Annotated in this window: 11 protein-coding genes, 5 tRNA genes and 1 pseudogene; 15 read left to right on the forward strand and 2 right to left on the reverse strand. The window is 50.7% G+C overall.

Features of this window, described 5'->3' with window-relative positions:
• Positions 1-249: 249 nt before the first annotated feature.
• The gene (gene mltB / locus A9587_RS16250) at positions 250-1,335 is read left to right on the forward strand and encodes a lytic murein transglycosylase B (RefSeq protein WP_001516936.1); all 1,086 of its coding nucleotides are present in this window, start codon (positions 250-252) and stop codon (positions 1,333-1,335) included.
• 39 nt (positions 1,336-1,374) lie between these two features.
• Here the strand turns inward: mltB and A9587_RS16255 are convergent, their stop codons facing one another.
• Complete coding sequence (locus A9587_RS16255; RefSeq protein ID WP_105263611.1) at positions 1,375-1,614, reverse strand: hypothetical protein; 240 nt, start codon at positions 1,612-1,614, stop codon at positions 1,375-1,377.
• A 180-nt stretch (positions 1,615-1,794) separates the two neighbouring features.
• Here A9587_RS16255 and pncC point away from each other — a divergent pair, with 180 nt between their 5' ends.
• The 14 genes and pseudogenes from pncC (at position 1,795) to luxS (ending at position 12,057) form a co-directional block, all read left to right on the forward strand.
• Positions 1,795-2,292, forward strand: coding sequence for a nicotinamide-nucleotide amidase (pncC, locus tag A9587_RS16260; protein WP_105263612.1), 498 nt, complete (start codon positions 1,795-1,797; stop codon positions 2,290-2,292).
• Positions 2,293-2,371: 79 nt separating this feature from the next.
• Positions 2,372-3,433 (forward strand): recombinase RecA, encoded by a 1,062-nt coding sequence (recA, locus tag A9587_RS16265; RefSeq protein WP_105263613.1) that lies wholly within the window; start codon positions 2,372-2,374, stop codon positions 3,431-3,433.
• A gap of 67 nt (positions 3,434-3,500) precedes the next feature.
• Positions 3,501-4,001, forward strand: coding sequence for a recombination regulator RecX (gene recX / locus A9587_RS16270; RefSeq protein ID WP_000137971.1), 501 nt, complete (start codon positions 3,501-3,503; stop codon positions 3,999-4,001).
• A gap of 129 nt (positions 4,002-4,130) precedes the next feature.
• Positions 4,131-6,761 (forward strand): alanine--tRNA ligase, encoded by a 2,631-nt coding sequence (gene alaS, locus A9587_RS16275; protein WP_105263614.1) that lies wholly within the window; start codon positions 4,131-4,133, stop codon positions 6,759-6,761.
• A gap of 234 nt (positions 6,762-6,995) precedes the next feature.
• Complete coding sequence (csrA, locus tag A9587_RS16280; RefSeq protein WP_000906486.1) at positions 6,996-7,181, forward strand: carbon storage regulator CsrA; 186 nt, start codon at positions 6,996-6,998, stop codon at positions 7,179-7,181.
• A 315-nt stretch (positions 7,182-7,496) separates the two neighbouring features.
• Positions 7,497-7,589, forward strand: a tRNA-Ser gene (locus A9587_RS16285).
• Between the two features lie 3 nt (positions 7,590-7,592).
• Positions 7,593-7,669: transfer RNA gene (locus A9587_RS16290), tRNA-Arg, on the forward strand.
• 199 nt (positions 7,670-7,868) lie between these two features.
• Positions 7,869-7,945 (forward strand) — tRNA-Arg (locus A9587_RS16295).
• 198 nt (positions 7,946-8,143) lie between these two features.
• A tRNA-Arg gene (locus A9587_RS16300) sits at positions 8,144-8,220 on the forward strand.
• Between the two features lie 198 nt (positions 8,221-8,418).
• Positions 8,419-8,495: transfer RNA gene (locus tag A9587_RS16305), tRNA-Arg, on the forward strand.
• 277 nt (positions 8,496-8,772) lie between these two features.
• Positions 8,773-9,339 carry a fructose-1-phosphate/6-phosphogluconate phosphatase gene (yqaB, locus tag A9587_RS16310; protein WP_016262456.1) on the forward strand — a complete coding sequence of 189 codons (567 nt, stop codon included), beginning with the start codon at positions 8,773-8,775 and terminating at the stop codon, positions 9,337-9,339.
• A pseudogene (locus A9587_RS16315) lies at positions 9,336-9,763 on the forward strand (YqaA family protein). The gene yqaB and the pseudogene A9587_RS16315 overlap by 4 nt, the downstream one beginning before the upstream one ends.
• A gap of 72 nt (positions 9,764-9,835) precedes the next feature.
• Positions 9,836-11,392: a glutamate--cysteine ligase gene (gshA, locus tag A9587_RS16320; RefSeq protein WP_105264055.1), complete on the forward strand. Its 1,557-nt coding sequence runs from the start codon at positions 9,836-9,838 to the stop codon at positions 11,390-11,392.
• A gap of 149 nt (positions 11,393-11,541) precedes the next feature.
• Positions 11,542-12,057 (forward strand): S-ribosylhomocysteine lyase, encoded by a 516-nt coding sequence (gene luxS / locus A9587_RS16325; protein ID WP_001516930.1) that lies wholly within the window; start codon positions 11,542-11,544, stop codon positions 12,055-12,057.
• Between the two features lie 122 nt (positions 12,058-12,179).
• On the opposite strand, the gene A9587_RS25705 is transcribed toward luxS, so the two are convergent.
• A partial coding sequence (locus tag A9587_RS25705; RefSeq protein WP_123057717.1) for an autotransporter outer membrane beta-barrel domain-containing protein occupies positions 12,180-12,294 on the reverse strand: 115 nt, incomplete at its 5' end.

The raw sequence follows: 12,294 nt of genomic DNA on the forward strand, positions 1-12,294 counted from the left end.
CTCCTTCAGAATTTATTGTTTTATTACCAAACGGCAACCTAATCTAATCAGATCGAAAGATTTAAAAGTGTTATTTTGATCGCAAAATGAAAGATAAATATTTTAATTTGAAAGTTATGGTGAAGGTGTATCGATGAAGGGTATTTGAGTTATGTAAAGTCCGTATCGGGGAGCGACTACCGCTTCCTTGTGCAGGGCGCGATGCTTTACCATACTTGCCCCAGGTTGAATCTGTTAAATGGACTCCTCATGTTCAAGCGTCGTTATGTAACATTGCTTCCCCTTTTTGTGTTGCTTGCCGCCTGCAGCAGCAAGCCAAAACCTACCGAGACTGAAACGACCACCGGAACGCCGTCTGGCGGCTTCCTGCTTGAGCCGCAGCACAATGTGATGCAGATGGGCGGTGACTTCGCCAACAACCCGAATGCCCAGCAGTTCATCGATAAAATGGTGAGCAAACACGGCTTCGATCGTCAGCAACTGCAAGAAATCCTTTCCCAGGCGAAACGTCTGGATTCGGTACTGCGGTTGATGGATAACCAGGCACCGACCACATCGGTGCAGCCGCCATCAGGCCCGAACGGTGCATGGCTGCGTTATCGCAAAAAATTTATTACTCCGGATAACGTGCAGAACGGCGTGGTTTTCTGGAATCAATATGAAGATGCGCTGAATCGCGCGTGGCAGGTATATGGTGTACCGCCAGAAATTATCGTCGGAATTATTGGCGTCGAAACCCGCTGGGGACGCGTGATGGGTAAAACCCGCATCCTTGATGCGCTGGCAACGCTGTCATTTAACTATCCACGCCGCGCGGAATATTTCTCTGGCGAACTGGAAACCTTCCTGCTAATGGCGCGCGATGAGCAGGATGATCCGCTCAATCTGAAAGGTTCCTTTGCCGGAGCGATGGGCTATGGACAGTTTATGCCATCGTCTTACAAACAATACGCCGTGGACTTTAGCGGTGATGGTCATATCAACCTGTGGGATCCGGTTGATGCTATTGGTAGTGTGGCAAACTATTTCAAAGCGCACGGCTGGGTGAAAGGTGACCTGGTGGCGGTGATGGCAAACGGCCAGGCTCCAGGTTTACCAAATGGTTTCAAAACTAAGTACAGCATTTCGCAGCTTGCTGCGGCAGGTTTGACGCCGCAGCAGCCGTTGGGGAATCATCAGCAGGCCAGCTTGCTGCGTCTGGATGTTGGGACGGGTTACCAGTACTGGTATGGTCTGCCGAACTTCTACACCATTACTCGTTACAACCACAGCACCCATTATGCAATGGCAGTCTGGCAGTTAGGACAGGCTGTGGCGCTGGCGCGCGTACAGTAACAACTGACAAGAGGGGAGTTTAAACTTCCCTCTGCTTTATTACTGTTTATTCGAATTACGTAATTGCTTGATTTTTTTCGACAGCGATATCGTATATCCCAGGCATACAACGCCTAATGCAGCCTGACCGAAGTCGAAAGGTTCAAGATAGCCAGAAGATAAAATCTTACATACCACTGTAACCAGGGCGCTGACGCCGCCAATGGTGACCCACATGCGCATTTGCGTGGTCTGTTTGAGCACGTTTTGTGGGGTGTTATCCGTTTTCTTTGTTGCCATTGCTTTTCTCTCCCTGTGAATACATATCAATGTGAACGCGGCATGGTAGCTTTTTTCTTTACCGGTTGGTCGTAACAGTCTTATTTCGGAATGCGACTCGTAAAATGAATCGCTCGTCCCCATCTTCTGCGGGAAAGTGCTATCTTGTCCGGCATAAATTTTTGACTGACAGAGGTTGTGATGACTGACAGTGAACTGATGCAATTGAGTGAACAGGTCGGGCTGGCACTGAAAGCCCGTGGCGCAACCGTCACAACCGCTGAGTCTTGTACCGGCGGTTGGGTCGCGAAAGTTATTACCGATATTGCTGGCAGTTCCGCCTGGTTTGAACGCGGATTTGTCACCTACAGTAACGAGGCTAAAGCGCAGATGATCGGCGTACGTGAAGAGACGCTGGCGCAGCATGGCGCGGTGAGTGAACCCGTCGTGGTGGAAATGGCAATTGGTGCACTGAAAGCGGCTCGAGCTGATTATGCCGTGTCTATCAGCGGCATTGCCGGACCGGATGGCGGCAGTGAAGAGAAGCCTGTAGGCACCGTCTGGTTTGCGTTTGCTTCTGCCAGCAGCGAAGGCATTACCCGCCGGGAATGCTTCAGCGGTGACCGTGATGCAGTACGACGTCAGGCGACGGCTTATGCATTACAGACGTTGCGACAACAATTTCTACAAAACACTTGATACTGTATGAGCATACAGTATAATTGCTTCAACAGAACATATTGACTATCCGGTATTACCCGGCATGACAGGAGTAAAAATGGCTATCGACGAAAACAAACAGAAAGCGTTGGCGGCAGCACTGGGCCAGATTGAGAAACAATTTGGTAAAGGCTCCATCATGCGCCTGGGTGAAGACCGTTCCATGGATGTGGAAACCATCTCTACCGGTTCGCTTTCACTGGATATCGCGCTTGGGGCAGGTGGTCTGCCGATGGGCCGTATCGTCGAAATCTACGGGCCGGAATCTTCCGGTAAAACCACGCTGACGTTACAGGTGATTGCCGCTGCGCAGCGTGAAGGTAAAACCTGTGCGTTTATCGATGCTGAACACGCGCTGGACCCAGTCTATGCACGTAAACTGGGCGTCGATATTGATAATCTGCTGTGCTCTCAACCGGACACTGGTGAGCAGGCTCTGGAAATCTGTGACGCTCTGGCACGTTCTGGCGCGGTAGATGTTATCGTTGTTGACTCCGTTGCGGCGCTGACGCCGAAAGCAGAAATCGAAGGCGAAATTGGTGACTCTCATATGGGCCTTGCGGCACGTATGATGAGCCAGGCGATGCGTAAGCTGGCGGGTAACCTGAAGCAATCCAACACGTTGCTGATTTTCATCAACCAGATCCGTATGAAAATTGGCGTGATGTTCGGTAACCCTGAAACCACTACCGGTGGTAATGCGCTGAAATTCTACGCTTCTGTTCGTCTCGATATCCGCCGTATTGGCGCGGTGAAAGAGGGCGAAAACGTGGTGGGTAGCGAAACTCGCGTGAAAGTTGTGAAGAACAAAATCGCTGCGCCGTTTAAACAGGCTGAATTCCAAATCCTCTACGGCGAAGGCATCAACTTCTACGGCGAACTGGTTGACCTGGGCGTGAAAGAGAAGCTGATCGAGAAAGCGGGTGCATGGTACAGCTATAAAGGCGAGAAGATCGGCCAGGGTAAAGCAAATGCGACAGCATGGCTGAAAGACAACCCGGAAACTGCGAAAGAGATCGAGAAGAAAGTGCGTGAGTTGCTGCTGAGCAACCCAAATGCAGCGCCAGATTTCTCTGTTGATGACAGCGAAGGTGTAGCAGAAACGAACGAAGATTTTTAATCGTCTTGTTTGATACATAAGGGTCGCATCTGCGGCCCTTTTGCTTTTTAAGTTTTAAGGGGATGCCATGACCGAATTAACGCCCCGTCGCCCGATATATACTCGCCTGTTGGATCGCGCGGTACGTATTCTGGCGGTACGTGATCACAGTGAGCAGGAACTGCGCCGTAAACTTGCCGCACCGATTATGGGCAAAAATGGCCCGGAAGAGATTGATGCCACGGCAGAAGATTATGAGCGTGTTATCGCCTGGTGTCATGAACACGGTTATCTCGATGACAGCCGCTTTGTTGCACGCTTTATCGCCAGTCGCAGTCGCAAAGGATATGGACCGGCACGTATTCGTCAGGAACTGAGCCAGAAAGGGATCTCCCGAGAGGCGACAGAAAAAGCGATGCGTGAATGTGACATCGACTGGTGCGCGCTGGCGCGTGATCAAGCGACGCGAAAATATGGTGAACCTTTGCCAACCATCTTTTCAGAAAAAGTTAAGATCCAGCGTTTTCTGCTCTATCGTGGCTATCTGATGGAAGATATCCAGGAGATTTGGCGAAATTTTGCCGACTGAACGCATACGGTATTTTACTTCCCAGTCAAGAAAACTTATCTTATTCCCACTTTTTCAGTTACCAGCCCGGCGGTTAACAACACGTTGCTGCTGGTAGCGATATTTCTTTAGCTTGATTTCAGGATAATTATGAGCAAGAGCACCGCTGAGATCCGTCAGGCGTTTCTCGACTTTTTCCACAGTAAGGGGCATCAGGTAGTTGCCAGCAGTTCCCTGGTTCCCCATAACGACCCAACTTTGTTGTTTACCAACGCCGGGATGAACCAGTTCAAGGATGTGTTCCTTGGGCTCGACAAGCGTAATTATTCCCGCGCTACCACTTCCCAACGCTGCGTGCGTGCGGGTGGTAAACACAACGACCTGGAAAACGTCGGTTACACCGCACGCCATCACACCTTCTTCGAAATGCTGGGCAACTTCAGCTTCGGTGACTATTTCAAACACGATGCTATTCAGTTTGCATGGGAATTGCTGACCAGCGAAAAATGGTTTGCCCTGCCGAAAGAGCGTCTGTGGGTTACCGTCTATGAAAGCGACGACGAAGCCTACGAAATCTGGGAAAAAGAAGTTGGGATCCCACGCGAACGTATTATTCGCATCGGTGATAACAAAGGTGCGCCATACGCATCTGACAACTTCTGGCAGATGGGCGACACTGGACCGTGCGGCCCGTGCACCGAAATTTTCTATGATCACGGCGACCATATCTGGGGTGGCCCTCCGGGAAGCGCAGAAGAAGACGGCGACCGTTACATTGAGATCTGGAACATCGTCTTCATGCAGTTCAACCGCCAGGCCGATGGCACTATGGAACCGCTTCCGAAGCCGTCTGTTGATACCGGTATGGGGCTGGAGCGAATTGCTGCGGTGCTGCAACACGTTAACTCTAACTATGACATTGACCTGTTCCGCACGCTGATTCAGGCGGTTGCAAAAGTCACTGGCGCGACCGATCTGAGCAACAAATCGCTGCGTGTTATCGCTGACCACATTCGTTCCTGCGCATTCCTGATTGCAGATGGTGTCATGCCATCCAATGAAAACCGTGGTTATGTACTGCGTCGTATCATTCGTCGCGCGGTACGTCACGGCAATATGCTGGGCGCGAAAGAAACCTTCTTCTACAAACTGGTTGGTCCGCTGATCGACGTTATGGGCTCTGCGGGTGAAGACCTGAAACGCCAGCAGGCGCTGGTTGAGCAGGTGCTGAAAACTGAAGAAGAGCAGTTTGCGCGTACTTTGGAGCGCGGTCTGGCGTTGTTGGACGAAGAGTTAGCGAAACTTTCTGGTGATACGCTGGATGGCGAAACGGCTTTCCGTCTGTACGATACCTACGGTTTCCCGGTTGACCTGACGGCTGACGTTTGTCGTGAGCGCAACATCAAAGTCGATGAAGCCGGTTTTGAAGCAGCAATGGAAGAGCAGCGCCGTCGCGCACGTGAAGCCAGTGGCTTTGGCGCTGATTACAACGCGATGATCCGTGTTGATAGCGCTTCTGAATTTAAAGGCTATGACCATCTGGAACTGAACGGTAAAGTGACTGCACTGTTTGTTGATGGCAAAGCTGTTGATGCAATCAATGCAGGCCAGGAAGCGGTTGTCGTACTGGATCAAACGCCATTCTATGCAGAATCAGGCGGCCAGGTTGGCGATAAAGGCGAACTGAAAGGCGCAAGCTTCTCTTTTGCGGTGGAAGACACTCAAAAATACGGCCAGGCGATAGGTCACATCGGTAAACTTGCTGCGGGTTCTCTGAAAGTGGGCGACGCGGTGCAGGCTGATGTTGATGAAGCGCGCCGCGCCCGTATTCGTCTGAACCACTCCGCAACGCACCTGATGCACGCTGCATTGCGCCAGGTTCTGGGTACTCATGTCTCCCAGAAAGGTTCTTTGGTTAACGACAAAGTGCTGCGTTTCGACTTCTCGCATAACGAAGCGATGAAACCTGAAGAGATTCGAGCGGTCGAAGACCTGGTGAACGCACAGATTCGTCGCAACCTGCCGATCGAAACCAACATCATGGATCTTGAGGCGGCTAAAGCGAAAGGCGCGATGGCGTTGTTCGGTGAGAAGTATGATGAACGCGTACGTGTGCTGAGCATGGGCGATTTCTCTACCGAGCTGTGTGGCGGTACTCACGCCAGCCGCACCGGTGATATCGGCCTGTTCCGCATCATCTCTGAATCGGGTACTGCTGCAGGCGTTCGCCGTATCGAAGCGGTAACCGGAGAAGGTGCTATCACCACTGTTCATGCGGACAGCGATCGCTTAAGCGAAGTCGCGCATCTGCTGAAAGGCGATAGCAACAATCTGGTTGATAAAGTGCGTTCAGTGCTGGAACGTACGCGTCAGTTGGAAAAAGAGTTACAACAGCTTAAAGAACAGGCTGCTGCGCAGGAGAGTGCGAATCTTTCCAGTAAGGCAATTGATGTTAATGGTGTTAAGCTGTTGGTTAGCGAGCTTAGCGGTGTTGAGCCGAAAATGTTACGTACCATGGTTGACGATTTAAAAAATCAGCTGGGGTCGACAATTATCGTGCTGGCAACGGTAGCCGAAGGTAAGGTTTCTCTGATTGCAGGCGTATCTAAGGACGTCACAGATCGTGTGAAAGCAGGGGAACTGATTGGTATGGTCGCTCAGCAGGTGGGCGGCAAGGGTGGTGGACGTCCTGACATGGCGCAAGCCGGTGGTACGGATGCTGCGGCCTTACCTGCAGCGTTAGCCAGTGTGAAAGGCTGGGTCAGCGCGAAATTGCAATAATATAAGCGTCAGGCAATGCCGCAGAGTGAGTCTGCGGCATTCGCATCAACGCTATCGACAACGATAAAGTCAGGTTGAAGTTGTGTATATCGGCTAAACTTAGGTTTAACAGAATGTAATGCCATGACTGCTTACATGTAATGTGTTTGTCATTGCTTACTTTTTGGCGTTATATGATGGATAATGCCGGGATACAGAGAGACCCGACTCTTTTAATCTTTCAAGGAGCAAAGAATGCTGATTCTGACTCGTCGAGTTGGTGAGACCCTCATGATTGGGGATGAGGTCACCGTGACAGTTTTAGGGGTAAAGGGCAACCAGGTACGTATTGGCGTAAATGCCCCGAAGGAAGTTTCTGTTCACCGTGAAGAGATCTACCAGCGTATCCAGGCTGAAAAATCCCAGCAGTCCAGTTACTAATCTTTCCGCGTCTCATCTTTAACGGTGAGACGCACCCTCAAAATTTCTCCTTCACTTCATTTTCTTTTCGCGTTACACCCGTTCATTCATCTTTAGTCTCCCTTTTTCTGTATTACCGCTACCTTTCAGATGCCCGTTTTTCTGTTGATAAAACACTCTTTTTGGCGTTTTTACAGACTAATTGAGCGTGAAGTGTGCAAACGATAAAAGTGTGGGAAAAATTGTTTGACTTATAAGTCTCAGAAAGTAATATGTGCGCCACGCAGCGACGATGAGCGATAAACAAGTTCTTCGAAGCACTCGTAAGAGGCGTGTGGTGAGGTGGCCGAGAGGCTGAAGGCGCTCCCCTGCTAAGGGAGTATGCGGTCAAAAGCTGCATCCGGGGTTCGAATCCCCGCCTCACCGCCATTTGCATCCGTAGCTCAGCTGGATAGAGTACTCGGCTACGAACCGAGCGGTCGGAGGTTCGAATCCTCCCGGATGCACCATATTCTCCGTAACCTTCAGCGATGAAGGTATCGAAGAGGTGGCGGTACTAACCGCAGGCACCAGGGAGGATAACGTTGCTTTAGCAACGACCCTAAGGGCGAGCCGCAAGGCGAGTAATCCTCCCGGATGCACCATCTCTTGCTTGATACGGCTTTAGCAGCGGTGTCAAAAAATCTGCAGTAAAGTAAGTTTCCCGATGCATCCGTAGCTCAGCTGGATAGAGTACTCGGCTACGAACCGAGCGGTCGGAGGTTCGAATCCTCCCGGATGCACCATATTCTACGTAACCTTCAGTGATGAAGGTATCGAAGAGGTGGCGGTACTAACCGCAAGCACCAGGGAGGATAACGTTGCTTTAGCAACGGCCCGAAGGGCGAGCCGCAAGGCGAGTAATCCTCCCGGATGCACTATCTCTTACTTGATATGGCTTTAGTAGCGGTATCAATATCAGCAGTAAAATAAATTTTCCCGATGCATCCGTAGCTCAGCTGGATAGAGTACTCGGCTACGAACCGAGCGGTCGGAGGTTCGAATCCTCCCGGATGCACCATATTCTCCGTAACCTTCAGCGATGAAGGTATCGAAGAGGTGGCGGTACTAACCGCAGGCACCAGGGAGGATAATGTTGCTTTAGCAACGGCCCGAAGGGCGAGCCGCAAGGCGAGTAATCCTCCCGAATGCACCATCTCTTGCTTGATATGGCTTTAGTAGCGATATCAATATCAGCAGTAAAATAAGCTTTCCCGATGCATCCGTAGCTCAGCTGGATAGAGTACTCGGCTACGAACCGAGCGGTCGGAGGTTCGAATCCTCCCGGATGCACCATCCTCTTCGTATTATCCACGATTGATAATCTTCATGGTCTGCAAAATTGACGCAAGCACCAGGGAGGATAACGTTGCGCCAGCAACGGCCCGAAGGGCGAACGCCAGTGAGTTATCCTCCCGGATACACCATCTTCTCCAAAAGATCCCCTCAAAAATATTTCATTTCTAAATGACGATTTTATCCATTTCCTGAATAATCTTCCCCTTCGCCATCAGCGACAAAATCAAGCAATTACGCTAAAGTAGCGTCATATTTTTCGATTTGTGAGAAGGCCATGTACGAGCGTTATGCTGGTTTAATATTTGATATGGATGGCACCATTCTGGATACCGAGCCTACGCACCGTAAAGCGTGGCGCGAAGTATTAGGACGTTACGGTCTTCAGTACGATGTACAGGCCATGATCGCACTTAATGGTTCGCCTACCTGGCGTATTGCCCAGGCGATCATTGAGTTGAACCAGGCCGATCTCGACCCACATGCTCTGGCGCGTGAAAAAACAGAGGCGGTAAGAAGCATGCTGCTGGATAGCGTCGAGCCGCTTCCTCTTGTTGACGTAGTGAAGAGTTGGCATGGTCGTCGCCCAATGGCTGTCGGTACGGGGAGTGAAAGCGCTATAGCTGAGGTGCTGTTAACACATCTGGGATTGCGCCGTTATTTTGACGCCGTCGTTGCTGCCGATCACGTCAAACATCATAAACCTGCGCCAGACACATTTTTGTTGTGCGCACAGCGTATGGGAGTGCAACCAACACAGTGCGTGGTCTTTGAAGATGCTGATTTCGGTATTCAGGCTGCTCGCGCCGCAGGCATGGACGTTGTGGATGTTCGCTTGTTGTGAGTGAGGCGCTATCGCTCTTCTCGTTGTTTGCCAGTAGTTTTCTCAGCGCTACACTATTACCCGGCAATTCGGAAGTTGTGCTGGTGGCAATGTTACTTTCTGGGGTGAGTCATCCCTGGGTTTTAGTATTAACAGCAACAATGGGTAATAGCCTTGGAGGGTTAACTAACGTTATCCTTGGGCGTTTCTTTCCATTGCGCAAAACATCGCGCTGGCAAGAAGAAGCCATTGGCTGGCTGAAACGCTATGGCGCAGTCACACTCTTATTAAGCTGGATGCCAGTGATTGGCGACTTACTGTGTCTGTTAGCGGGATGGATGCGCATCTCGTGGGGACCAGTAATCTTTTTTTGTGCCTTGGTAAAGCGTTGCGCTACGTTGCGGTTGCAGTAGCCACCGTTCAGGGCATGATGTGGTGGCACTAATTGTAGGCCTGCACACATGGCCACCATTACAGTTATGCTAATTAAAACGATTTTGACAGGCGGGAGGTCAATTTGATCCCGGACGTATCACAGGCGCTGGCCTGGCTGGAAAAACATCCTCAGGCATTAACGGGGATACAGCGCGGTCTTGAGCGCGAAACTTTACGTGTTAATCCAGATGGCACACTAGCAACAACGGGTCATCCTGAAGCATTAGGTTCCGCACTGACGCATAAATGGATCACGACCGATTTTGCCGAAGCGTTGCTGGAATTTATTACGCCGGTCGATGGCGATATTGAACATATGCTGACCTTTATGCGCGATTTGCATCGCTATACCGCGCGTAACATTGGCGATGAGCGGATGTGGCCGTTAAGTATGCCATGTTACATCGCGGAAGGTCAGGATATCGAACTGGCGCAGTATGGCACTTCCAATACCGGTCGCTTTAAAACGCTGTACCGTGAAGGGCTGAAAAATCGCTATGGCGCGCTGATGCAAACCATCTCCGGCGTACACTACAACTTCTCTTTACCAATGGCATTCTGGCAGGCGAAGTGTGGTGATATCTCGGGCGTTGACGCCAAAGAGAAAATCTCAGCGGGCTACTTCCGTGCTATCCGTAACTACTATCGTTTCGGTTGGGTTATCCCGTATTTGTTTGGCGCTTCCCCGGCGATTTGTTCTTCTTTCCTGCAAGGTAAACCGACGTCGCTACCGTTTGAGAAAACCGAGAGTGGCATGTACTACCTTCCGTATGCGACCTCTCTTCGTTTGAGCGATCTGGGCTATACCAATAAATCGCAAAGTAATCTTGGTATTACCTTTAACGATCTCTACGAGTACGTAGCTGGTCTGAAGCGGGCAATTAAAACGCCGTCGGAAGAGTACGCGAAGATTGGTCTTGAGAAAGACGGCAAGCGACTGCAAATCAACAGTAACGTACTGCAGATTGAAAATGAACTGTATGCGCCGATTCGTCCGAAACGCGTTACTCGCAGCAGTGAGTCGCCTTCTGATGCGCTGTTGCGCGGCGGCATTGAATATATCGAAGTGCGTTCGCTGGATATCAACCCCTTCTCACCGATAGGTGTTGATGAGCAGCAGGTGCGTTTCCTCGACCTGTTTATGGTCTGGTGTGCGTTAGCTGACGCGCCGGAAATGAGCAGTAGCGAACTTGCCTGTACACGCGTCAACTGGAACCGGGTGATCCTTGAAGGGCGTAAGCCGGGGCTGACGCTGGGAATTGGCTGTGAAACTGCACAATTCCCGCTGCCGCAGGTGGGCAAAGATCTGTTCCGGGATCTGAAACGTGTTGCGCAAACCCTGGACAGCATTAACGGCGGCGAAGCGTATCAGAAAGTGTGTGATGAGCTGGTAGCCTGCTTTGATAATCCCGATCTGACTTTCTCTGCCCGTATCTTACGGTCTATGATTGATACTGGCATTGGCGGAACTGGTAAAGCATTTGGTGAGGCTTACCGCAATTTGCTGCGTGAAGAGCCGCTGGAAATTCTGCGTGAAGAGGATTTTATTGCCGAACGCGAAGCGTCTAAACGCCGTCAGCAGGAAATGGAAGCTGCAGATACCGAACCGTTCAAGGTGTGGCTGGAAAAACACGCCTGACAGAAAAGAAAAAGGCCACTCGTGAGTGGCCAAAATTTCATCTCTGAATTCAGGGATGATGATAACAAATGCGCGTCTTTCATATACTCAGACTCGCCTGGGAACAAAGAGTTCAGAATATTTAAAAAAAAATTACCGGAGGTGGCTAAATGCCGTTGTTAGATAGCTTCACAGTCGATCATACCCGGATGGAAGCGCCTGCAGTTCGGGTGGCGAAAACAATGAACACCCCGCATGGCGACGCAATCACTGTGTTCGATCTGCGTTTTTGCGTGCCGAACAAAGAAGTAATGCCAGAAAAAGGTATCCATACTCTGGAGCATCTGTTTGCTGGTTTTATGCGCAACCATCTTAACGGCAACGGCGTTGAGATCATCGATATCTCGCCAATGGGTTGTCGCACCGGTTTCTATATGAGTCTGATTGGTACGCCAGATGAGAAGCGTGTCGCTGATGCCTGGAAAGCGGCAATGGAAGATGTACTGAAAGTGCAGGATCAGAATCAGATCCCGGAACTGAATGTCTACCAGTGTGGCACTTACCAGATGCACTCGTTGCAGGAAGCGCAGGATATTGCACGTAGCATCCTGGAACGTGGTGTGCGTATCAACAGCAACGAAGAGCTGGCGTTGCCGAAAGAGAAATTACAGGAACTGCACATCTAGTCAGTTTAAGTAGAAGAAGCCGGACATGCAGTAGCACCGTCCGGCTTGCCTGATGCGCTACGCTTATCAGGTTGATGCAGGGAGCGCGCCACCCGTATACCGCGACGGGCGGCAAAGTGGCATTAAAAGAGATATTTCATGCCCAGCATTCCCTGGGTATCGCTGTAACCGTTGTCACCCAACTGCTGGGCGACGTTGCCCCACAGTTGCAGACGCGGATTAAGCTGACCTTCCACC

Source organism: Escherichia sp. MOD1-EC6162 (genome assembly GCF_002965125.1).
In the GTDB taxonomy this organism is placed as follows: domain Bacteria; phylum Pseudomonadota; class Gammaproteobacteria; order Enterobacterales; family Enterobacteriaceae; genus Escherichia; species Escherichia marmotae.